Raw genomic sequence first — 23,695 nt, forward strand, 5'->3', positions numbered from 1 at the left:
TATTCCTTTTTAAATCAATTTATGGGTACTGAAGAAAATTGGACTAGTCCGAGAATAACACGAAGCTGATAAGGAATTGATAAAACCTAATCATACTTCAGACAACGAATGTATCTTAAAAAAACGTGCCAATTTCGTGCCAAATATGTGCCAATTTTCTGAAGTAGGTGATGTATGATGAATGAACTGACTTTAACAGCAACCGGGGACACTTTTCTTACGAGAAGGCACCCCTCAACAGATCTTCTATCGTTTCAAAATGTGAAAAACATTATCAGCCAGGGAGATGTTCGGTTTACGAACCTGGAAGTGACCCTTCACAATCAAGAAGGTTTTCCGTCTGCATTCAGTGGTGGCACATGGGCGATGGCATCACCTTCTGTTTTAGAAGACCTAAAGGCATATGGATTCAATATACTGGCTTGGGCTAACAATCACACCATGGATTACTCCTATGGTGGTTTGTTTGCGACAAAACGGTATATCGAAGAATACGGTTTTCTCCATGCAGGAGTCGGGAAAAATTTGCATGAAGCTAGCCGACCCGTTTATCTAGAGACCCCAAATGGTAGGGTTGCATTAATTAGTGCCACTTCTACCTTTCATGAATCATGGAGGGCTGGTGAAAGCCGTCCAGATACGATAGGAAGACCAGGAATTAATCCTTTAAGGTTTGAATCACTCCATTATGTAAAGGAATCTGACATTGAAGTATTAAAAAATATTGCTTTAAGAACGGATGTCAATGCTAAACGAAACCTTGATATACAAGAGGGATTTGAAGTAGAAGAGAATGATTTTTTCTTTGGTTCATTACGGTTTGCAAAAGCCCAATCATATGCACAGGAAACAAATCCCTATAAAAAAGATTTATATAGGATTATCAAGCGAATAAAAGAAGCACGAAGACAAGCAGACTATGTTTTGGTAAGTATCCATTCCCACGAAATGAAAGGGGCAAATAAAGAGTTATCAGCGGATTTTTTTGAAAAAGCTGCCCGAAAGTTTATTGATGAAGGTGCAGATGTTATTCTTGGGCATGGTCCTCACATCTTAAGAGGGATTGAAATTTATAAAAATAGACCGATTTTTTATAGTTTAGGAAACTTTATATTCCAAAATGATAGTATAGAAACCCTTCCATCAGATTTTTATGAAAAATATCAGTTAACTAGTGATGCAAATGTAGCGGATGCAATAGATAAACGTAGTGAGAATAATACAATTGGTTTAGGAACGAACCCGAAGGTATGGAAGTCGATTATCCCTGTTTTGAAAATGGATGGAAAAGGATTGGTTGAGTTTAATATCTATCCTATTGAACTAGGCTATGGGCAAAAAAGATACAATCGGGGATGGCCTTCCTTATCTACTGACACAACTATAATTGAAGAATTACAGTTATTAAGCCTACCTTATGGAACTAAAATAAATATTGAAGATGGGAAGGGGAAATTTGTTTTAGAAAGTTAGTGAAAGCACGGAGTACTGGATGTGTTCAACCAAAGGGCATCGACCCGTTCCGTTAGCAAAACCGGCCTCCACCCCTTGGATAGGCATGACGAAGGAATGAGAGGGCTTAGACCCGTTGAGACATGGGAGGGATAGCCTCCAGGGGCGGCGTGGAGAATACGTGCATTATATGGTAAAAGTTGGAGTCTACTACTTACTCCTCTATTTCCGTACGCCTTCATGTAGCCAAAACTATTAAAACTCACTTCATTCATCCATTATTGTTCTATCAAGTGGTTTGAAATCCTGCGAATAAGTGAGCATTCGAGAGATAAATGTATCTAACTGAGGGAGTCATCAAAGCAGCGCCACACTTACACCATAGAGCATGAAAATATAATGCCTTGTCTTTAACTGTTTTAATGGCTTGCGAGGTAGGTCGATACACTATTATCTTTTCTATTATCATCTTTTTTATAATGAGTTACTTTTGAAACACATATTGAGTTTGAGTATAGAGGCTTTAGAACCCAAAAACTACATTGATTTGTTTCAGATGCTGCGTAATCCTTCACATTGAAATTAGGTGATTATTTTGATGAGTGGATTGGTATTTATACATCTCTACCTACAAAAGGGTAGGGAAATTTATGAAAATCTTAGAATCAGTTAGAATAAGGACACTCGGAAAAGTAAAATTTTACTGATCAAAGAAGAATAATATAGGGAAAGATAAAGACAAATAAATTGATGATAGAGTAGAGCGAATAGGCGTAACGAATAAAAATAGCTTAAGGGGTGGCATTATGAAGAAATTTCCTACTTGAAATTGGATTGATAACTAAAAGAGTTGCCATGTATTAGATGACTTTCTTTTTTCTGTCTACTATAAGGGAATCATATCATAATTCCGAGGTTACTTCTTAGCAGCATAACTATATAAAAGCTGTCTATTTTAGAGGAGGCTGTTTTAATGTTACTTTCCCTTTCGGAAGTAGCTTCTTGAATTTATGTTTTAAAAAAGGTTCATTTTTATTAGTACGTGTACTAAAAATTATCATATCTCTTTTTATTTTAAAATACGGTAAAGATCATCAAGTTTTTTATATCTGATTGGCCTATTTCTAATAGGTTATATTTTATCTGTAGCTAGGGTAGAACGTATGGGCGCTGGACATATGATCCCTTCCGTTAAACTGTTCACCCCTGGACCAGCTACAGTTAAATTATCAAAGGAGAATAAATTTTAAAAAGACTGAAAAGTATAAATAATTATGTTTTATTATAAATACATTTTCTTCTCTTAACTGTATTCTAAAGGGGAATAAAAAAGGGGGAGAAGAAAATGGCTCGAACGAAAAAGTTAAGGATGTTTTTATTCGCAACTTTGATGGTATTTTTTTTGTTAACAGGGTGTAATAGTGAATCCTCTGGTTCAGGCAATGAAGGCAGTAGTAGTGATAGTGGAGCTAAAGAAGACAAAATTGTTGTAGGGTTCTCACAAATTGGGGCGGAGAGTGGCTGGAGAACTGCAGAAACAGAATCAATTAAAGAAACATTAGGCAATGATCCTCAATATAAATTAAAATTCTCTGACGCTCAGCAAAAACAAGAAAATCAAATTAAAGCACTTAGAAGTTTTATCGCTCAAAAAGTAGACGTAATTGCATTAGCTCCTGTTGTTGAGTCCGGCTGGGAAACTGTACTACAGGAAGCTAAGAATTCTGGAATACCGGTTATTTTGTTAGACCGCGGTATCGATGTGGAAGATGAATCACTATATACAAGTTTTATCGGGTCTGATTTTATTGTTGAAGGTGAAAATGCTGCTAAGGAATTGATTAAACTAATGGGTAAAGATTCACAAGTAAATATTGTAGAGTTACAAGGAACAGTTGGAGCAAGTGCGGCGAATGACCGAATGGAAGGATTTGCAAATATAATTAAAGAACACCCGAATTATAAAATTATTAAATCTCAATCCGGCGATTTCACACGTTCGAAAGGTAAAGAAGTTATGGAAGCATTTTTGAAATCGGATGGAGAAAATATCGATGCGGTCTATGCGCATAATGATGATATGGCTTTAGGTGCTATTCAAGCAATTGAAGAATATGGACTAAAACCAGGGGAAGATATCAAAATTGTTTCTGTTGATGGTATTAAAGATATTTTTGAAGCTGTTATTGCAGGGAAATCAAATATTATCGTCGAATGTAATCCATTGTTAGGACCACAACTTGCCCAGGCGGCGAAAGATCTACATGCAGGAAAAGAAATTGAAAAATGGATTAAAACAGAAGAAGAGGTTTTTGTAGGGAAAGAAGAAGCAGAAGCAGCATTACCATCACGTAAATACTAATAGTCAATGTAAAAAAATCGAAATTGTTGATCAACAATTTCGATTTTCACATTGGATCTATTTTAAAAAAAATATATTTTACTTTATAAAACTTACTGAAATTCAGTATCGAATTGTTAATAGTACTAAAAAATATTACAGGGGAGAGGGAGAGTCAATTAATAGTTTAAAATTGATATCACATTTTAATAACACAAGTATTCGATTTAAACTATTATTCTATTTTTTTATTATTATTATTTTGTGTATCATAACATTAAGTTTTTTTGGGGGGGAAATATACAAAAAAGCAATTGAAGAAGAAGCGAATATGCACACGTATCAGATGATTGACCAGGTATGGAATAACATTGAGATACTTATTCAAGAGAATAAAAATATTATGTATTATTTAGCTAATGAAGACGTCATTGAACAATTTATGAAAGAAAAAAAACCATCAGAAAAGTTAAAGATGGCAGCAAATGAAAAAATCTATCTTTATAAAGAGCGGCATCAGGAAATTGCAGGAATCATACTGGTGAATCAGTACGACAAATATATTAGTAATGAAATGCATCGTTTCTCTAGAGATCCACTTACGAAAGAGTCCTGGTACATAAGGGCAATACAATCACCTGAAAAAATTCAGTTAATAAGTAAGCCAATTGGAAGAAATCTCAAAAATATATCGAATTATCCAGTTAATAACGTCTTATCACTTGCCAAAGCAGTGGAAAATCCTTCAACTAAAGAAGTTATAGGCGTAATCCTAGTTGATTTAAAACTTGATTTCATGAAAAACGTGATAGAACAAATCAAGCTTGGAAAAAGTGGATTTGTATTTATTATGGATAAAGAAGGCAAAGTTGTCTATTCACCGGTAAATCCGATCGTTTATCGCATCCATCCTAACTGGATACAAAAGAAAGTATCTCCGCCAATTGAAAAAGAAATTGACAATGACAATTTTCAAATTATTTATAATACAGTTCCTGATATAGGTTGGAAAATTGTCGGTGTGTTTTCAATAGATAAAACGACAGAGGTAGTTTCTAAAGTTCAAGGCTTTACATTAATCATTGCTATTATTACTTTAATAATCAGTTCGATTGTATCTTTGATTTTTGCAAGCACAATTACAAAGCCATTGAAAAAACTTAAGACTTTAATGGGGAATGTGGAAGAAGGACGGTTCGACTTACGTTTCCATTCAAAGTATAACGATGAAATTGGTCAATTAGGTAACAGTTATAATAGGATGATTCAGGAAATTGAAGGACTTATTGATTTAGTTTATAAAGAACAAAAAAGCAAAAAAGAAGCAGAGCTCAAAATATTACAAGCTCAAATTAAACCTCATTTTTTATACAATACATTAGATACCATTCAATGGATGGCAATGGAGTATAAAGCTAACAAAATTGTAGAAATGGTTAATGCACTTACAACCTTATTTAGAATTGGATTAAATAAAGGGAATGAATTTATAACGGTAGAAGAAGAGGTCGAACATATTAAAAGTTACCTTACAATTCAAATGACTCGGTATGAATCTAAAATAGAATATGAATTAGATGTTGACGAAACGGTAAAGAATTATCAAGTACTAAAGTTAATTTTACAGCCTTTAGTAGAAAATGCAATCTATCATGGAATTAGAAATAAACGAGGCAAAGGAAAGATCTCAATTAGTATTTGGAACAAAGATCATACGCTTATGTTGTCTGTTAAGGACACTGGAATTGGCATTAAGAAAGATGTCTTACATCGATTAAACCATTCATTAATAAACGTGAGTGGTGAACACAAAAAAGGTTATGGCTTATTTAATGTAAATGAGAGGATAAAGTTGTCGTATGGGTCCCAATATGGATTAGAAGTATATAGTGAATACAATATAGGGACAACCGTGATAGCGGTACTTCCGATTAAGAAAAAGTAAAGCGCATACAAATTCTTCTTCGTGGGGGGGGTAATTATGTGGAAGTTATTAATTGCGGAGGATGAAACAACGATCAGAAAAGGGCTAAGACATGCAGCTAATTGGGAAGATTACTCTATTCATATAATAGGTGAAGCGGAAGATGGGGAAATTGCATTGGAGATGGCAATGGAACAAAAGCCAGATATATTATTCGTTGATATCAACATGCCGTTTCTAAATGGATTAGATTTGATGAGCCATTTGCGAAAACATCTTCCAGACGCGATATTTATTGTCATAACGGGCTATGATGAATTTGGCTACGCTCAACAAGCGATAAAGATGGACGCGTTTGACTATTTATTAAAACCTGTTAAAAAAGAAGAACTAAAAAAAACAGTGAAAAAAGCAACGGAGCAATTGAAAAAAAACAGTAGAAGTAAGGAACGTGAATCGCAATTAGAAGGCAATAAACCATTACTAAAAGAAAAATTTTTACAAAAGTGGAGTTCAGGTCTAAGTACAAAAGAAGAAGTGAACAAGAAGTTCCAATTACTGGATATTAAACTAGAAGGTAATATTGGGATATCAGTTTTCAAAGTCGTAAGAGAGATTGGTAACAGTGGAGCAGAACAGTACTGGAGTGATAGTTTGGTAACATTTTCATTAAAAAATATTATCCGAGATATTTTGAAAGCGCACCCAAATGTTGAATGCTTTGAGGATAATATCGGCAATATTATTGTTCTTAAACCAAACGTTACGATAGAACAGCTAATGAATAGAAATAGAGAGATTAAAGAATATGCAGAAAAATTTTTAGGTAAGGTGATTGTTTGTGGGGAGAAAATGCTCAATCACTTCATGGATTTCCCTTATGAATATAATCGTTTAATAGAGGAAATAAAATCATATAATAGTTTATCCCCAATGGTCGTACTGGCTAAAGATTATATTGATCAACATTATTATAAGCATTCGCTTTCGTTAAAAGAAGTGGCTGATGTTGTACCAGTAAGTCCTACGTATTTAAGTAAACAAATTAAGAATGAACTAGGTGTATCTTTTGTACACTACCTTACAAAAGTCAGGATCAATAAAGCACTGATGCTAATAAAAGACCCCTATCTAAAAATCTATGAAGTAGCTGATATGGTTGGATATAGTACACAACATTACTTTTGCAGTGCCTTTAAGAAAGTAATTGGAATGTCACCTATGGTTTATAAGAGCGGTGTAAAGAGTAATGAGTAAAAAAATAGGTTATCGAACTGTAATTTTTGCGGCGAGTATCGGTTTTTTAATCCTTTTAATATACAATTACTCAATTACTGATGGAAAGGGTGAAGAAGAGCAAGAAATAGACTATGTTATTGGTGTATCACAACCAAACTTACTTGAACCATGGCAATTGCTAATGCATGAGGAATTAAGTACCGAAGCTGCGAAATATAACAATATACGAGTCATTTATACAGATGCTGCACAAAGCACGAAACAACAAATTGAAGATATTCATACATTAAAGGCCTATGGAATTGATCTCTTAATTGTATCTATCGATAATTCTACTGCATTAACGCCTGTGATCTCGAAGATATATGAAGAAATTCCTGTTATCGTTCTTGGAAGAGGAGTTAAGGGGTACAACTATACACTGTATATCGGTTCTGACCATTATTTCATTGGGGAAATGGCTGCAGAAGCGGCAATGGATTTATTAGGTGATAAAGGAGAAAATATTATTGAAATAAAAGGAGTAACGAGTGCTCAACAAGCGGAGAAGAGGAGTAAAGGTTTTCGAGAGACAATACTTAAAAAGTCAGAATATAAGATTACCGATTCAGTTGTTGCAGACTGGCAAAGGGATAAAGCCGAAGATAGGTTAAAGGAACTACTGCAATATCGGTTAAATCTCCCTAACTTGATTTATGCACATAACGATGCAATGGCATTAGGTGCATATAAAGCGATCAAAGCGTTGAACGTTAAAGATATTATCATTATCGGCAGTGATGGAGTAAATAAACCAAATGGCGGCTTACAACTAATAAAAGAGGAAAAAATTGATACAACCTTTATTACACCTACGGGTGGAAAAGAAGCTGTTCAGTATGCAATGGAAATTCTTAATCAAGAAACGGAGATTCCTAAAAAAATAATTTTAAGAAATCACCAAGTGACGAGAAAAAACGTAAATGAGTACCTACAAAAAAAAGATGAAGAGATCCATTTTCAAAAAAAGGAAAATATCGAGGTGACATTAGGTTTTGCACAAGTTGGTAACGAAAGTGAATTTCGAGCTGCCAATACGGATTCGATTATAACAGCAGCCGAAACTGAAGGTGTAAACCTTATTCTAGAAAATGCCTATAATAACCAAGAAAAGCAGATTGAAATTATAAGGGGATTTATTGAACAAGGAGTAGATGTCATTGCATTTTCTCCTAAGGTCGAACATGGCTGGGAAGAAGTATTGCAAGAAGCAAAGGATGCCGGAATTCCTGTAATTCTTTCCGATCGACAGATCAAAGTAAATGATTCTTCATTATGGACTTCGTTTATCGGTTCAGACTTTGTTGAGGAAGGAAGAAGAGCTGCTCGATGGCTAGTCAATGAAAATAATGAGACCGAAGATGTAACACATATTATTGAATTGGAGGGCACTAGAAATTCGGGTCCAGCAATCGGTAGAAAACTTGGATTTGAGGAAGTACTACAGGGTTACCCAACCTATCAAATTTTAGAATCTTTACAAGGAGATTTTACATTTGCAAAAGGAAAAGAAATGATGAACACTGCTTTGATTCGTTATGGTCATGTAATTGATGTAGTATATGCACATAATGATGATATGGCGATTGGTGCGATTGAAGCCATTGAAGAATTTGGACTGCAGCCTGGTACCGACATTAAAATTATTTCAATTGATGCAACCCAAAAAGCTTTTGCAGCCTTAAGTACAGGCAAACTAAATTTTTCTGTTGAATGTAATCCATTATTGGGGCCTCAACTAATGAAGGCTGCTAAAGATCTTAAGATGGGGAAAGAAATTCCAATGAAAATTATTACCTCTGAAGAAACATTTACCCAGGAAGAAGCAAAACAGGAAATGAAAAAGAGAAACTATTAAGGTCAGTGTGAAAAAACAGAGCCCTAGTATCGTGGACTGACATACTAATTTGAGACACAGAAAAAGCCCCGTGCTATATCTGTTCCCTATACTCAATAGTGGACAGGTAGTTTAGTTTTTTTCTGAAGTCGTATTTGATTGTAATAATTAATGAAATTTTCAACTCTTTCAACTACAATAGAATTTGTAACGAACTTTCTTGGCTGAAAGTAGAATGCTTCCGACTTTATGGTGGAGTGGAAGGATTCAATGAAGGCATTATCAAAGCAATTTCCCTTATGGACATGCTTATAGTAATGCCATTTTCTTTGGCTAAGTTCTGGAAGGCATAGGATGTATATTGTGATCCTTGATCACTATGGAGAATGACCACGGTATGACTGATGCGATAAGCAATGATTTCATTGTTGTACAAATCCATGATGCATGAGGTACATCATTGACCACCCTAATGGAAGATAAGTAATACCGTTACCCATTTTTCATTTGGTTTCTTCGCTTTGAACTCCTAGTTTAACCTATTGGCAACTCCTTTGGATTGCTTGGTACTTTTTTAAGATTTTTAATTGAGCTTTTAAATGTTTAACTTGTCTCTTTAGATGGTCAATCTCGGATAATTCCTCTGTTCCTTTCTTAACCCCATATGGTTTCCCAATTACTTGAGTTAGACAATACCGTTAACCTTCTGTAAACGCTAAACTAGAATTAACAGTTTTCCACAAATAAGAGTGAACAGTTTACGACAAATAAGAATAAACAGTTTACCCCTATCACCTTACTTTCAATATACTTAAGTTAGTCTATTGAAGGTGAGGAATTGGGAGAGTGGAAAGGTTTATGATATATAGTGAGATTCATAGGCTTCATAGCGATGGGTTCTCCAATAGTGCAATCGCAAGGAAGTTAAATATTTCGAGGAATAGAGTGATTAAATATTTAAAGATGAGTCCAGAAGAGTTTCACCAGTTTGTGTTATCCCTTCAAAGCAGAGGAAAGAAGTTAGATCCTTATCATCAGGAGATTGTGGAATGGGTTAAGAAACATCCTGATATCTCCGGAGCACAGATTTATGATTGGCTGGAAGAAAAACTAAATTTTAAGGGAGTTGCAGAAAATACAGTAAGAAACTATGTAAATGATATAAGAGATGCGTATTTTATACCTAAACAAACTGTTCAGCGTGATTATGGTACAGTCCTTGAAATACCTATGGGACAACAGATTCAGGTGGATTGTGGAGAACTCAGAGTACAGACTACCAAAGAGGATTGGAAACGACTTTATTTTATCGGATTCGTGCTTTCGCACTCTCGATATAAATATGTGGAATGGCTGGATCGGCCCTTCCGGGCAGCCGATGTGATTCACATGCATGAGAATGCCTTCCGTTATTTTGGAGGAATGTCTCAGGAAATTGTCTATGACCAAGATCGTCTACTGGCAGTCAGCGAAAATGCGGGAGACTTAATTATGACGGCTGAATTCACCAGGTACCAACAGACCAGGAAGTTTAAGGTTTACCTTTGCAGGAAGTCAGATCCTGAATCAAAGGGGAAAATTGAACAGGTAGTAAAGTACGTAAAGAACAATTTCGCAAAGAACCGAATCTTTGATAATCTGACAGACTGGCAGGAATCGTGTTTAAAATGGTTGAAACGGACGGCGAATTATAAAGTCCATCATAATACAAAGAAAAGACCCACTGAGGTGCACGCCCTGGAAAAGCAACACCTACAGAAGGTCCATGGTACTTACATTTTCGAAAATGTTTATGTGTCTAGTATAACAAGAACTATACATAAGGACAATGTGATCCGGTATAAAGGAAATCGCTATAGTGTCCCTCTCGGTACTTATCGAAGAGGAGCTTCCAACATTGCTTATATTCAAACGGATGAGGACTACTTATACATCCGGCTAGAACAGAATGGCAGTGTCTTGGCTAAGCACCTTCTTTCTAACGAGCGAGGACTTGTTATATCTGATCCCTCACACAAGAAGCGTAGTAAAACAAAAAGAGATCTCTTAATTCAGCAAACTGAGGATATGATCAATGACCAGGACACCGTTAGGTGGTTAATTGAGACACTAACCAGTCATTACCCTCGCCACCTGGTTGACCAGTTAAAGATCGTGCAGTCCGTTGGCCTCAAGTATCCAGCTTTTATCGTTCAGGCTGTACTTGAAATGAAACGCTTGAAATTAACCAGTGCCAATGATTTAAGGGATATTGCCATCTCTTTGGAGATTCAGAGACAAAAGAATAGTGACAGGGTTGGCCATTTAAATGAAAAATACAAAGACTTGGCAGCACCCGAACGTAAAGAAGATATTTACATTTCATTGCTTTCAGGAGGTGGGAGAAAATGAGCCACCCTTATATTGAATTACAGGAAAAATGCAGAACTCTGCGATTGGCGGAGACGGCAAAAGAGCTTCCCAATTTTCTTAGAGAAGCTGAGGCAAAAAGCTGGACCTACCATGAGTTTATCCATGAGGTACTTAGTTATGAAATGAGGTGCCGGGAAAGAAAAAACAGTGAGAAGCTGATGAAGTGGGCTGAGTTCCCTGAACTTCTTACATTTGAAGACTTCCGTTTAAACGAACAGTCGGCGATTGGAGAAAAGCAGCTTAACGTTCTAAAAGAACTGACTTGGGTGGATGAGTGTTTTACACTCATTATGATGGGCCCAACGGGCGTTGGTAAGACTCATCTTTCAACAGCTCTAGGTATTCATGCGATTGAGCATGGATACCAGACATCCTTTGTCTCTATGGAAAGACTTATTTATATCTTGAAGTCCAAGGAGTACATTAGTAAATCTAAAACCAGATATAAACGAATTACTTCATCTGATCTTATTATCATAGACGATGTCATGTATATGGCTTACGAGCCACAGGACGCTCATCTTTTCTTTCAGTTTATCTATGAAATGTATGATAAAGCAGCATTTATCCTTACTTCTAATAAAGGACCTAATGAATGGGGAAAGTTCCTAGGCGATCACACACTTACGACAGCGATCCTAGACCGCCTGCTTCACCGAAGCGAAATATTAATGTTTGACGAGAACCAGGACAGTATCAGAATGAAATATCGGAAAGTACTATTTGATGGGAAAACTGTTGAATCTTAATTGGTGGAAACTGTTGAAAATTAATTGTGGAAAACTGTTTATTTCTACTTGACGGTTACACCTTCACGGTACAACTGCATCCATCTTTTGATTTTAGTAACATTTTTAATACCATACTTGTCCATAATTTCACGATTTGAAAATCCTCCTTTTAATTTAAGTTGGATAACCTCTGGTTTTACTTCCTCTGAATACACTCTCTTTATCCCCATAAAAAAACACCACCTATAAACGTATTACTAAATACGACTACAAGGGTACTTTTTCCTCTGTCTCATTTAACTAGGTCTCTCCACCGTGATATGGCATTTTTTTTCATTGAAAAGGTGTTATTTTTAATTCCATTGACTGAAAATTATAAAAAAAGACCCTTTTTTTTAAATACATATAATAATCACTTATCTATACTAATTATAAGGCTTATTTCACGTTCGATTACATGCCCTTGTAAACCAGTGATAAAGAAGGTGTAATAAATGAGTTCAACTATTTTACTAAAGGCTGAAGGGATTTCTAAATCTTTTCCGGGTGTTAAAGCATTGTCTAACGTAAATTTTAATTTGCGAAGAGGAGAAATTCACTCTCTTATGGGAGAGAATGGAGCTGGCAAATCGACATTAATTAAGGTATTAACTGGCGTGCACGCAAAAGACGAAGGTACTTTTTATTTGAAAGGTCAAAAGTTTGAACCAACGTCTACCCAGGATGCACAGCGTTTAGGTATTAGTACCGTTTATCAAGAGATAAACTTGTGTGAAAACCTTTCTGTTGCTGAAAATATCTTCATTGGCAGAGAACCGAAAAAAAAGGGAAGAATTGACTGGAAAGAAATGAATCGAAGAGCTGAAAAGGTACTCTCCGAACGATTAAATATTAACATTGATGTTACCAAAATTTTATCTTCCTACTCCACTGCTATTCAACAAATGGTTGCGATCGCTAGGGCTGTTGATATTTCAAGTGGTGTATTAATACTTGATGAACCGACATCTAGTCTCGATAAAAATGAAGTGAAGCAGTTGTTTGAGGTTATGCGTCATTTAAAAAATGAAAGTATGGGTATTATTTTCGTTAGCCACTTTTTGGATCAGATATTTGAAATTACGGATCGAATCACGGTGTTAAGAAATGGTGAACGAGTTGGTGAATATGAGACAAAAAAAATTTCTAGAACAGAACTTGTTTCTAAGATGATTGGGAAAGAATGGGGAGAAGATTCTAATCAGGATAACAAGACATCAAGAGAAGTTAGTAAGGAAGTTTTTGTGAATGCCGATAATTTGGGAAGACAAGGAACGATTAATCCAATTAATTTAAGTGTGCGAAAAGGAGAAGTTTTAGGGTTAGCAGGATTGTTAGGTTCGGGAAGAACCGAGGTTGCTAAGCTGATTTTTGGAATAGAAAAAGCGGATGAAGGAATTATGTCTATTGATCATGAGACAATCCGGGCGATGAATCCAAAAGTTGCGATAGAAAAAGGCCTAAGTTTCTGTCCGGAAGATCGGAAAGTAGAGGGAATTGTGAACGATTTGACGATTCGAGAGAATATTGTCTTAGGTTTACAAGCAAAGAGAGGATTATTTAATTACATTCCGATGAAGGAACAAAAGGAAATCGCCCAAAAATTTATTGATTTACTAAGAATCAAAACACCTAGTATGGAACAAAAAATCGATAATTTGAGTGGAGGGAATCAGCAGAAGGTTATCCTTGCAAGGTGGTTAGCGACGGATCCTGAATTATTAATATTAGACGAACCAACGCGGGGAATTGATGTGGGGTCGAAGAGAGAAATCCGTAAGTTAATATTAGATTTAGCAGCTGAGGGAATAAGCATTTTGTTTATTTCTGCAGAGTTAGAAGAAGTGGTAGTTTGCTGTGATAGAGTTGTTGTGTTACGTGATCGTATGAAGATTGGAGAATTACAAGGCGATGAAGTGAGCGAATCTAGAATTATGGATATGATAGCGGAAGGAGATAGTGTAAATGAAACGAGTGCTGTTTAAGATTACTCAAACAAAAATATTTTGGCCGCTTGTTGCATTATTCGTACTTCTTCTGCTAAATTTCCTTTTCATTCCGGGTTTTTTTTCGATAGAGATTAAGAATGGGCATTTATTTGGAAGTCTAATCGATATTTTAAATCGTGTAATACCGTTATTAATTATTTCTATTGGTATGACTCTAGTTATTGCAAAAGAGGGAATTGATATATCGGTTGGATCTGTTTTGGCTATTTCAGGGGCATTGGCTGCTTATATGATGGAAAGCTACTCGGTTTGGGTTGCTCTAATTGCAGCAGTTTGCGTTGGTATTGTCTGTGGGCTGTGGAACGGTATATTGGTATCTGTTTTTGAAATACAGCCAATGGTTGCCACTTTAATTCTTCTAACGGTAGGTAGAGGGATCGCCCAATTAATAACTGGTGGACAAATATTAACCATTGATAATGATATTTACGGATATATTGGTTCTGGTTTTTTATTTGGACTGCCATTTCCGATTTTTATTGGTGCAGTCATTTTTCTCATTATGATTTACATGAAGAAAAGGACGGCAATGGGATTATTTCTTGAATCCATTGGTAATAACATCACTGCAAGTAAATTTGCAGGAATTCAACCAAAGAAAATTATCTTGCTCGTTTACACCATTTGCGGGGTGTGTGCAGCTATTGCAGGTATTATTGTTAGTGCAAATGTAAGTAGTGCTGATGCAAATAACGCTGGATTATGGATTGAGCTTGATGCCATTTTAGCAGTTGTTATTGGTGGTACTTCGATGCGTGGCGGAAGATACTTCCTTGGCGGAACAGTGATTGGGGCTTTATTCATTCAGACACTATCTACAACAATCTATTCTGTCGGAATAAATCCGGAAATTGTGATGGTCGTGAAAGCCTTTGTCGTTATCATTGTGTGTCTATTTCAGTCCGAAGAGTTCAGAAAACTATTTCTGCAGTTTAACAAAAAGAAGGTGTCATCTCATGAAGCATTTCAAGTTTAATATAAAAGAGAATCATATTTTTATAATTGCTACGATCGTATTAATTGTCTTGTTATACGGATATGGGTCCTTTTCCTTTCCCGGTTTTTTTAGTACACAGGTGTTTCTAAATCTATTTATCGATAATGCCTATTTAATAATAGTATCGACCGGTTTAGCCTTTGTTATTATTACTGGCGGTATTGACTTATCGGTTGGGGCATTAGTAGCCTTTATTAGCATGGTTTCCGCATCGTTGTTGCAACAAGGTTTAAATGCGTACCTAGTAATCTTTCTTACATTACTAATCGGAATCGCTTTCGGTACATTCCAAGGTTATTTTATTTATCGCTTCAATTTGCATCCTTGGATTGTAACACTGGCAGGAATGTTTTTAGCAAGAGGTGCAAGCTTCCTCATTAGTACGGATAGCATTGTCATTACGGATGAAACCTATAGCACTATTTCACAAGCGAAAGTCTATTTAATCGGAGATAGTTACATTTCAATAGGGGCAGTCATTGCAATCATTGTTGTAGCTTTTGCGATCTATATAGCCAAATTTACAAAATTTGGGCGAAATGTTTATGCTATTGGCGGTAATGTGAAATCAGCCGAATTAATGGGGTTACCCGTTAAACAAACAACTATTATGGTATATGTTTTTTCAGGGTTTTGTTCTGCTTTAGGTGGTGTAGTTTTTACATTATATATGCTATCGGGATATAGCCTGCACTTATTGGGTATGGAAATGGATGCGATTGCAGCCTGTGTGATTGGCGGCATTCTATTAACCGGTGGATTTGGTTATTTAATCGGACCAACACTTGGCGTAGTAAGTATGGGAATAATCCAGACTATTATTATGTTTCAGGGTACCCTTAGTTCTTGGTGGACAAAAATTGCAATCGGTTTCCTACTGTTTTTATTCATTCTCTTACAACGATTAATCGTTATACGAAGAGGAAAAAGGAAAGTCATTCGGCTTGAAAAAATGCCTGGTAATATACAGGTTCAGTCCCATTCTATGTCTACTGAATACAAATAGGTGTATGACCAATTTAAGGTATTAATTTTTTCTAAATAAGATTTGATCCTTGTACTCTAGGTTTACGTATTAGAAGTCTCAATTTAGCCCATTAATTGGGTCTTCTTTGCTTGATGGATTTTTTAAAAGCTATCCGTTTATTTAAGGGGGGTTGATTCAAAATGAAAGGGATTCGAATGTAAATCGTTATAGGTGATTTCTTAGGGTCTGTTCACAAGCGAATAGACTCTAGGAATGCAATACAGAGTACTGATCAACGGGGAAATGTTTTAGTAAATATTAAGCACTCTAGATGGTGTTTACAAACAATTCAATTTAATTAATGTGTGAAAAAAGTTTATATGCTTCCCTAATGGGAGTAAAATTAAATGAAGGAGGAAAAATTATGAAGAGATTGTTAGGATTACTGATGGTAATCTTCCTCTTTTCAGGTACGTTCAACATACCTACGAATGTTCAAGCTGCAGATCCAACGATGGATGGTCACGGATTAATGGGGGAATTTTTTAAGGTTGAACCAAATCCTGAGAATCGAGAAGATATTAGTGTATTTAAATTCGATGATTTTCGAGGAAAAAGAGCTGTTGCAAATTTAAATGGAGACTCCTTTGCAAGTATTTTTAATGAGTTTTCCGGTACACCCGACTATAATACTGCACGATTTACAGGTACTATAGTACCAGAATATACAGAAGATTACAGATTCTATATGGAAGGTGATGATGGCTTTAGACTTTGGATTAATGGAGAGCTGATCATTGACTTTTGGCAGCAAAAATGGGAAGTCCCACAAGTTAGTACTCCAGTTTCTTTGGAAGCAGGAAAACATTATAATATTAAAGTTGAATATTTACAAGGCTGGGGCGCTTCCTGGCTTCACATGGAATGGGAAAGTGCGAGCCAGAAAAGAGAAATCGTTCCAGAATCAGCACTTTATTTGCCGATAGATCATATTATTTCAACTAAAAAAGCTGATTTGACAGCGGAAATTCAAAAAATAGGTTATTTAACAGAAAACTTTGCAGACAAAGTAAATGAAAGCGTATTAAATAACTTAAATGAAACAAGAAAAACTGTGCAGGAATTGCTTGACACGATTGATGACAAAGAAATTAATGATAGAGACAAGGCACAATTATTAATAGAGGCGATTGAGACCGTATCTATTGCTCGTTCCGACTTTATGAAAGAAATGGGAGTCACAAGTTCCTCTGTATATAACAAATTTAACAATCCATTATATCAAGGACAGGATCCATTTGTAACGTATAAAGACGGATTTTATTACTTTGTATCTTCTAGTAACTTAGACTCTAACAATAAAATTTATGTATCCAAATCCCGTACCCTGACAGATCAGGGTGAAAAGGTTATGGTATATGATTCAAAAGGAACAGAAACCCGTATTTTTGCTCCGGAAATCTTCTACTTTGATGGCAAATGGTATATTTATTACTGTGCCGACATAAAAGATTATGGTTACAAACATATGGCAACTGTTTTGGAATCCGTTACTGATAATCCACAGGGGGAATATATCAATAAAGGTGTCTTATATACTGGTGAAAATGGGGAGTATAAAGAAGCAAACGACATTACGGTAATTGATTATAATGGACAACTTTATGCTGTTTGGGGTACCTTAGGCCACGGAGAACCAATCGGCCCGGCCATTGCTCCAATGGATAACCCTTATACGATTACAGCAGATCGTACGATCTTAGGTGGCGGTGGGGAAGGTCCTCGTATATTACAAAGAGATGGAAAAGTATTTATAACAGTGTCGGAAGGTGATTATGCATCCAATGGATATCGCTTATCTTATTTAATGAATACAAATGGAAATATTTTAAACCCGGATTCTTGGAGCCGTACAAATGATGTTTTCGTTTCGACCAGTGATGTATCCGGCCCTGGCAGAGCAGGTTTTGTAAAATCACCCGATGGTACGGAAGATTGGATGATTTATCATTCACGTGTATATCAAGATACTGAACGTAACTGGTGGCGTCAAGTAAATATTAAGAAATTCGGATGGAATGAAGATGGAACACCTGATTTTGGCAAACCTGTTTCTCCATATGAATGGCAACAATTGCCTTCTGGTGATTTAGGACAAGGTGATATGTATCAAGCAGAAGACGCCATTCTCTATGGTGATATTATAATAGACAACAGCCATACAAATTACCAGGGAACTGGTTATATTAATCTACCGGAAAAACCTGGTGCTGAAGCAAGTGTTGTTGTCAATGCACAAGAAGAAGGTGATTATATCGTAGGTGTAAGATATGCTTATGGTAAACAGGTGGATGGGGAATCTACAAATCATCCTACGACACAATTGCCGGCTCGAGCAAAAATCAATGTATATGTAAATGGCGTACATGTCAAAACCATTACACCAGATAAAACAGCAATCAGCTGGGATGAATGGTTTACGGCTTCTGAACGTTTGACCTTACAAGAAGGTAAAAATGTAATCAGTTATCGTTTTGATAGTGGTAGTATAGGTAATGTGAATTTGGATTATTTAACGATGTATAAGGCAGATGTACCAAATCCAACACCAGAAATGATGAGAATAGAAAAACTTAAGCAACTTATTTATGACTATGAAGCAGATGGGAAAATTGATCAACCTTTAGCAGCTCAATTAAACAATCGTCTTGATCAAGCAAAACAACAATTAGATAAAGGGAATAAACAACAAGCGACTAAGAAAATGAATGACTTCCTGCAACATTTAAACAATCAAGAGACAAATAAATTTATAACTGAGGATGCGAAAGAAAAACTTAATAGTATTGCTAAATCATTAATAGAGATGTTGGAAATAGAATCATAGTATTCAGAGTGTGGGTGCCCTTATAATTTCGGACATCCTCTTTTAACATTTTTTATTTTCTAGAGAATATAGAATTAGATAAAAGTATTTAACAAATAATGAGGATTATCCTCTACTCTATTAGGGATAGAACCAGCAGCTGAACGATGAAGCCTATTTTAGAAAAAATGGTAAATCAACCAATTCTAATGTCGGCTCATTCGTTTTAGGTCTAGTGAGACGGTCCTGCCCTAGTCCGTCAAATAAGTTAAATAACAAGGGCGAGTAACAGGTGATTAAGTGTGGAATCTAAAACAACGCATTACTCTCGATAATCTTCGACCACTTCGAGAGAGGAGATACAAACCAAAAACGAATAAACCAAACAACCGACTATTTAACGTGTAGGTAGTCGGTTTAATTGTGTCTAAACACGTTTTTCTCAAAATAATACGGTGACTCCAAAAGCGTGAGGATGAAGAAGCCAGCTACATCAAAACTGGAGAACAAAATCTATGTGACATACCTTTGGTGAAGGCGATAAACTAGCAATACGATCAGAATCATAAGCACAAGGTAAAGTACCGATTAACCGGACATTGAGCCTAATGCTTTATGATACGGCCCCTGCTATCCATAATTATTACCATTCAACTAACGACTGAAAATGACTTGCTTGTTTCAGGACTGTCAAGAGTGGGTACTTTTGTCCATATGCTTGTCCAGAATAGAATTTTGTAAATTCCTAAAAGATACTTATCCATTTATGAAGAAATCCAAAATGTGTACCCTTATGTTCTGAACCAGGATGTGAATTGGATCTTCCTCTTAGCGAGTCTCAAGCTTCAACATATGAGAACTACTATAAAGTTCCTGGTCTTTTCCTGGGTGAGGGGGAGAAGTCGGTATCAAAAAATGAACGGCACCCGTCCGATCTCGTATTTGTGTAGTATTATCGCAACTGTTCATGAAGGATCAATATACTAGCAAACTATAAAGAGGACTGGCACAGCAAATCACCGGGGTTCATTTCCATCAGGATCAACGTCTAGGGTATGGATCCCCCAGATGTATTAGCTCTTTCTGAAACTCTCAGACCAGAATATGAATCGTCAGGGTTGTCTTGTTTCATAATGCATAGTACTTTAATGAACTGAAAAAAGTGAAATAAATAATTGACTGAAAATTACAAAATGTAACCGGATATTATAAATCATTTTTTATAAATGCTTGGTATAGTAGTAACTGAAAATAGAATCATTGGAAAGGAGAAGATAAACGATGACGTAATTCTAATTTTTATTATTTGTGGAAGCTATTATTAAGAGATTTTGGAAGTAATAACAACATTTGTACTGGACCTTACTGTAGGGAGGTAATCTAAACAATATGAGGAAATTAGTATTGAGTTGTTTACTAGTAATACCTATGTTTCTAGCAACTATAAGCGGCTCGCTTACTTCAGCTGTTGAGGACACGAACAATCAAAATCATGGGTTAAAAGGAGAATATTACACATCAACTGGACCTGGAATATTTGACTTTAATCAATTAAAGACTACGATCATTGATTATAATATTAATTTTCCCGATCTTAATCCTGCATTTGATCTGTTTACCGGACAAAATGATTATGTTGCAGCAAAATGGACTGGTAAAATTGTCCCTGAGCATTCAGAAGATTACACGTTTTATATGATTGGTGACAATGGTTTTAGATTATGGATTGATGGGGAATTAGTGATCGATTTTTGGGAGGATAAATGGGACATTGAACAAAAAAGTATACCTATCTCTTTGGAGGCAGGCAAAGAGTATGATATTAAAGTAGAATATTTTGAACATTACGGTGGATCTAATTTAAAGCTATATTGGTCAAGTGAAAGCGTTCCAAAACAAATTATCCCTAGCAGTGCATTTTATTTGCCGGAAGGCTATGATTTTAACGGAGGACTTGAAAGGTTGCAGGTTCTCGAAGATGGCAAACATGTAGAGCTTACATTTGAACAATCTTTAGAAAAATTACCTCGTAATCTCGAAGACCACTTTTCTATCAACCTTAATGGGAGAGATTGGAAAGTTCGCAATGTTTCACTTAAACAGAAAAGAGAATCAACTCTTGTAATTGAAACAGAGCATCCAATTTATGAAAGATCAGGGAATCAAGTTCTCATCTCATATGATGGAAAAGGATCCTTGCGTACAAATGATGGAGGGAATGTACCAGAATTTGTAAATCGCGCCGAAAACTTTTCGCAATTTAATATTGAATCACCGTGGGCAGACAAAGTGAATAAGAAGAAAGTATTACCGGAATACCCTAGACCACAGTTAGTAAGGGATGAATGGCTCAACCTTAACGGTGAATGGGAATTTCAAAGCGTTTCTGAAGGAGATAAACTTCCAACAGGTAAAAAATTAAATGATACGATTTTAGTACCTTTCCCAGTCGAGTCTGCCTTATCTGGAATCGAAAGAATTGAAGATCATATGTGGTATAAGCGTGATTTTACAATTCCAGATAAATGGAACGGCGAGCGTATTAAATTAAACTTTGGTGCAGTTGACTATAAAACAACCGTGTATGTGAATGGAAAAGAAGTTGGCAATCATACTGGCGGTTATGATGCATTTAGCTATGATATTACTGACTTTTTAGTAAAAGGCAAAAATGAGCTAATTGTTGAAGTATATGATCCGACTAACGGCGGACAGGCAAAGGGGAAACAAACGTTAGTACCAGGAGGAATTTGGTACACTCCAACTTCAGGTATTTGGCAGACTGTATGGCTTGAACCTGTTCCAAGTGCAAATATTACTTCAATAAAAACTGTTCCAGAAATAGACTCTGAACAATTAAAATTAACTGTAAACGGTGATGGGATCACAAACGAAACAGTTGAAGCAATCGTATATAAAAAAGGTAAGCAAGTAAGTAAAGCAACTGGCAAGGTCGGAGTGGAAATTGCTATTCCTGTTCCAGATGCACGTTTATGGACGACAGAAGATCCATTCTTATATGACCTAAAAGTTCGATTAACAGATGATGTGAAAACAATTGATTACGTTGAAAGCTACTTTGGAATGAGAGAAATTACGTTAGGTAAAGTTGACGGCAAACTGCGTCCATTATTAAATGGGGAATTTATCTTCCAAATGGGACCGCTCGATCAAGGATATTGGCCAGATGGAAACTATACGGCACCTACTGATGACGCTTTAAAGTTCGACATTCAAAAGACAAAGGAACTCGGATTTAATATGATCCGTAAACATATTAAAGTGGAACCAGCTCGATGGTATTATTGGGCAGACAAGATGGGAATGATTGTATGGCAAGATATGCCGAGTATGGATGGTTCTGAGGAGTATCGAAAACAGTTTGAACATGAATTTAAAGAAATGATTCAAGAAAGGTACAATCATCCATCCATCATACAATGGACTGTCTTTAATGAAGGATGGGGGCAATATGATACTGTACGTTTAACGAATTGGGTAAAAGGATTAGATCCTACGCGCCTCGTAACGAATGCCAGCGGATGGACAGATTATCCAGTCGGAGATGTGATCGATTGGCACACATATCCTAATCCTAGATCCCCTCAAGTTGAAGAAAATCGCATCGCGGTTATTGGCGAATATGGCGGTTTAGGATTAGACGCACCGGGACATGAATGGGGCACAAGCGGCTGGAGCTATGCAATGCAGGCTAATAAAGAAGAGATTACAAATATGTATATTGAATATATTGAAACAATAAAAGGCTTTATTCATGAGAATGGACTAAGCGGAGCAGTTTATACTCAGACGACAGATGTAGAGGGAGAGCTAAATGGTTTGCTCACCTATGACAGAAAGGTGACAAAACTTGATGCAAAAAGAGTAACTGAGGCAAATCAATCTTTAATAAAATCTGCTTCACCAAAATACGTCTTGCATAAAGAAATAGTTGAAGCAAAAGAGGTATTAAAAAACGTTAAAATAGGCAACGAACCTGGTACTTATCCAAAATCAGCTGTAGAGAATTTAGAAAAATCAATTAATGCTGCAGAAGAGATCTATGAAAACGAACAATCTTTATCGGAGGAATTTTTAAATGAGGCAGACCATTTGAAAAATGATATTCAAAGCTTTAAAGACCAAGTAAACTGAACAATCGTAAAAAGCTTCTGTTGTAGGTAAAGTAACGTAAAAAAGTTCATTAACAAGTTAAAAAGGCTGCATAGCACTTCTAAATGCGTGCTTTGTAGCCTTTTTATGGTTCGAAACCTCATTTTATAACTGTACATTGAAAACCAAGAAGGTACCTTTATTACCAGCTCTAGGGCTGCTTCCTCAATTAAAGGACTAAAGTTCCTATCTCCTTAAAATTTAAATAGCGATCAAGGAGAAAGACATATTCGCCTTTCTCTGTGTCACGATAATAGTTTCGATCCATCTCGATTTCTCCAAAAAGGCTGACTATAGTTGGAACTACGCATCTCCTGTAGCCGAAAACGTTTTTTACTTGCTCGTCAATTTCCTCTAAGATACTCTTCATAATAGTGATAAAGCTTCTGTAATTACCTCCATACGATTTGCTCAATGATCCATTGTGATACAGGACACATAGGTAGATATGTGATTTGGGGGCGGGATAAATTTTAACTTAGAGGAGGAAAAAATGAATCAAAAAACGTCTTTACCCAAAGTAAGAACAGATAAAAAGGGAGGTTCAGCCACCATCCCTATATCTTTGCATGAGTGTATTGATCGGATTAGTTCTATACCGATGATACATCCATTAATTGGTCTTTTTGAGTTTCTCTATCCATTGAAAGGAAAGTGGTGAAACCATTT

The 23,695-nt window shown here is 36.0% G+C and carries 15 protein-coding genes and 1 pseudogene; 13 read left to right on the top strand and 3 right to left on the bottom strand.

Annotation, left to right across the window (positions count from 1 at the left end; genetic code table 11):
• The first annotated feature begins 177 nt into the window (after positions 1 to 177).
• The 5 genes from ACJROX_RS13760 (at position 178) to ACJROX_RS13780 (ending at position 8,853) form a co-directional block, all read left to right on the top strand.
• Complete coding sequence (locus tag ACJROX_RS13760; RefSeq protein WP_408011276.1) at positions 178 to 1,473, top strand: CapA family protein; 1,296 nt, start codon at positions 178 to 180, stop codon at positions 1,471 to 1,473.
• A 1,324-nt stretch (positions 1,474 to 2,797) separates the two neighbouring features.
• Positions 2,798 to 3,814 carry an ABC transporter substrate-binding protein gene (locus tag ACJROX_RS13765; protein ID WP_408011277.1) on the top strand — a complete coding sequence of 339 codons (1,017 nt, stop codon included), beginning with the start codon at positions 2,798 to 2,800 and terminating at the stop codon, positions 3,812 to 3,814.
• 241 nt (positions 3,815 to 4,055) lie between these two features.
• On the top strand, positions 4,056 to 5,738 hold the full coding sequence (locus tag ACJROX_RS13770; RefSeq protein WP_408011662.1) for a sensor histidine kinase: 1,683 nt from the start codon (positions 4,056 to 4,058) through the stop codon (positions 5,736 to 5,738).
• A 36-nt stretch (positions 5,739 to 5,774) separates the two neighbouring features.
• The gene (locus ACJROX_RS13775; protein WP_408011278.1) at positions 5,775 to 6,974 is read left to right on the top strand and encodes a response regulator; all 1,200 of its coding nucleotides are present in this window, start codon (positions 5,775 to 5,777) and stop codon (positions 6,972 to 6,974) included.
• Positions 6,967 to 8,853: a substrate-binding domain-containing protein gene (locus tag ACJROX_RS13780; RefSeq protein WP_408011279.1), complete on the top strand. Its 1,887-nt coding sequence runs from the start codon at positions 6,967 to 6,969 to the stop codon at positions 8,851 to 8,853. The genes ACJROX_RS13775 and ACJROX_RS13780 overlap by 8 nt, the downstream gene beginning before the upstream one ends.
• Positions 8,854 to 8,945: 92 nt before the next feature.
• On the opposite strand, the pseudogene ACJROX_RS13785 reads toward ACJROX_RS13780, so the two are convergent.
• Positions 8,946 to 9,358, bottom strand: a pseudogene (locus ACJROX_RS13785) (transposase); the annotation flags it as partial.
• 332 nt (positions 9,359 to 9,690) lie between these two features.
• Here ACJROX_RS13785 and istA point away from each other — a divergent pair.
• Both istA and istB read left to right on the top strand, forming a co-directional pair.
• Positions 9,691 to 11,223, top strand: coding sequence for an IS21 family transposase (gene istA, locus ACJROX_RS13790; protein ID WP_408010164.1), 1,533 nt, complete (start codon positions 9,691 to 9,693; stop codon positions 11,221 to 11,223).
• A complete protein-coding gene (istB, locus tag ACJROX_RS13795; RefSeq protein WP_408010163.1) occupies positions 11,220 to 11,993 on the top strand; it encodes an IS21-like element helper ATPase IstB in 774 nt (257 codons plus the stop codon). Before istA ends, istB begins: the two co-directional genes overlap by 4 nt.
• Before the next feature lie 44 nt (positions 11,994 to 12,037).
• Here the strand turns inward: istB and ACJROX_RS13800 are convergent, their stop codons facing one another.
• Positions 12,038 to 12,205: a helix-turn-helix domain-containing protein gene (locus ACJROX_RS13800; RefSeq protein ID WP_408011280.1), complete on the bottom strand. Its 168-nt coding sequence runs from the start codon at positions 12,203 to 12,205 to the stop codon at positions 12,038 to 12,040.
• Positions 12,206 to 12,469: 264 nt separating this feature from the next.
• Between ACJROX_RS13800 and ACJROX_RS13805 the strand changes: the two genes are divergently transcribed.
• The 5 genes from ACJROX_RS13805 to ACJROX_RS13825 all read left to right on the top strand — a co-directional run bounded on the left by ACJROX_RS13805 (position 12,470) and on the right by ACJROX_RS13825 (position 23,008).
• Positions 12,470 to 13,999, top strand: coding sequence for a sugar ABC transporter ATP-binding protein (locus ACJROX_RS13805; RefSeq protein WP_408011281.1), 1,530 nt, complete (start codon positions 12,470 to 12,472; stop codon positions 13,997 to 13,999).
• Positions 13,980 to 14,999 carry an ABC transporter permease gene (locus tag ACJROX_RS13810; RefSeq protein WP_408011282.1) on the top strand — a complete coding sequence of 340 codons (1,020 nt, stop codon included), beginning with the start codon at positions 13,980 to 13,982 and terminating at the stop codon, positions 14,997 to 14,999. Before ACJROX_RS13805 ends, ACJROX_RS13810 begins: the two co-directional genes overlap by 20 nt.
• Positions 14,980 to 16,026, top strand: a complete 1,047-nt coding sequence (gene yjfF, locus ACJROX_RS13815; protein WP_408011283.1) for a galactofuranose ABC transporter, permease protein YjfF — start codon at positions 14,980 to 14,982, stop codon at positions 16,024 to 16,026. Before ACJROX_RS13810 ends, yjfF begins: the two co-directional genes overlap by 20 nt.
• Before the next feature lie 352 nt (positions 16,027 to 16,378).
• Positions 16,379 to 18,874 (top strand): family 43 glycosylhydrolase, encoded by a 2,496-nt coding sequence (locus tag ACJROX_RS13820; RefSeq protein ID WP_408011284.1) that lies wholly within the window; start codon positions 16,379 to 16,381, stop codon positions 18,872 to 18,874.
• A gap of 1,368 nt (positions 18,875 to 20,242) precedes the next feature.
• A complete protein-coding gene (locus ACJROX_RS13825) occupies positions 20,243 to 23,008 on the top strand; it encodes a sugar-binding domain-containing protein (protein WP_408011285.1) in 2,766 nt (921 codons plus the stop codon).
• Between the two features lie 187 nt (positions 23,009 to 23,195).
• Here the strand turns inward: ACJROX_RS13825 and ACJROX_RS13830 are convergent, their stop codons facing one another.
• Positions 23,196 to 23,396, bottom strand: a complete 201-nt coding sequence (locus tag ACJROX_RS13830; RefSeq protein WP_408011286.1) for a UPF0236 family transposase-like protein — start codon at positions 23,394 to 23,396, stop codon at positions 23,196 to 23,198.
• A gap of 123 nt (positions 23,397 to 23,519) precedes the next feature.
• Here ACJROX_RS13830 and ACJROX_RS13835 point away from each other — a divergent pair, with 123 nt between their 5' ends.
• Positions 23,520 to 23,687, top strand: coding sequence for a hypothetical protein (locus ACJROX_RS13835; protein ID WP_408011287.1), 168 nt, complete (start codon positions 23,520 to 23,522; stop codon positions 23,685 to 23,687).
• Positions 23,688 to 23,695 lie beyond the last annotated feature (8 nt).

This window comes from Pseudalkalibacillus sp. A8, from assembly GCF_045920555.1.
Lineage (GTDB): Bacteria > Bacillota > Bacilli > Bacillales > Fictibacillaceae > Pseudalkalibacillus.

What these genes read in the sequence shown, in the direction of transcription:
- ACJROX_RS13825 (WP_408011285.1), top strand. Translation starts at nt 20,243, where the DNA reads ATGAGGAAATTAGTATTGAGTTGTTTACTAGTAATACCTATGTTTCTA.
- ACJROX_RS13805 (WP_408011281.1), top strand. Translation starts at nt 12,470, where the DNA reads ATGAGTTCAACTATTTTACTAAAGGCTGAAGGGATTTCTAAATCTTTT.
- ACJROX_RS13810 (WP_408011282.1), top strand. Translation starts at nt 13,980, where the DNA reads ATGAAACGAGTGCTGTTTAAGATTACTCAAACAAAAATATTTTGGCCG.
- ACJROX_RS13780 (WP_408011279.1), top strand. Translation starts at nt 6,967, where the DNA reads ATGAGTAAAAAAATAGGTTATCGAACTGTAATTTTTGCGGCGAGTATC.
- istB (WP_408010163.1), top strand. Translation starts at nt 11,220, where the DNA reads ATGAGCCACCCTTATATTGAATTACAGGAAAAATGCAGAACTCTGCGA.
- ACJROX_RS13765 (WP_408011277.1), top strand. Translation starts at nt 2,798, where the DNA reads ATGGCTCGAACGAAAAAGTTAAGGATGTTTTTATTCGCAACTTTGATG.
- ACJROX_RS13775 (WP_408011278.1), top strand. Translation starts at nt 5,775, where the DNA reads ATGTGGAAGTTATTAATTGCGGAGGATGAAACAACGATCAGAAAAGGG.
- ACJROX_RS13760 (WP_408011276.1), top strand. Translation starts at nt 178, where the DNA reads ATGAATGAACTGACTTTAACAGCAACCGGGGACACTTTTCTTACGAGA.
- istA (WP_408010164.1), top strand. Translation starts at nt 9,691, where the DNA reads ATGATATATAGTGAGATTCATAGGCTTCATAGCGATGGGTTCTCCAAT.
- ACJROX_RS13800 (WP_408011280.1), bottom strand. Translation starts at nt 12,205, where the DNA reads ATGGGGATAAAGAGAGTGTATTCAGAGGAAGTAAAACCAGAGGTTATC.
- ACJROX_RS13830 (WP_408011286.1), bottom strand. Translation starts at nt 23,396, where the DNA reads ATGAAGAGTATCTTAGAGGAAATTGACGAGCAAGTAAAAAACGTTTTC.
- yjfF (WP_408011283.1), top strand. Translation starts at nt 14,980, where the DNA reads ATGAAGCATTTCAAGTTTAATATAAAAGAGAATCATATTTTTATAATT.
- ACJROX_RS13820 (WP_408011284.1), top strand. Translation starts at nt 16,379, where the DNA reads ATGGGAGTAAAATTAAATGAAGGAGGAAAAATTATGAAGAGATTGTTA.
- ACJROX_RS13835 (WP_408011287.1), top strand. Translation starts at nt 23,520, where the DNA reads ATGAATCAAAAAACGTCTTTACCCAAAGTAAGAACAGATAAAAAGGGA.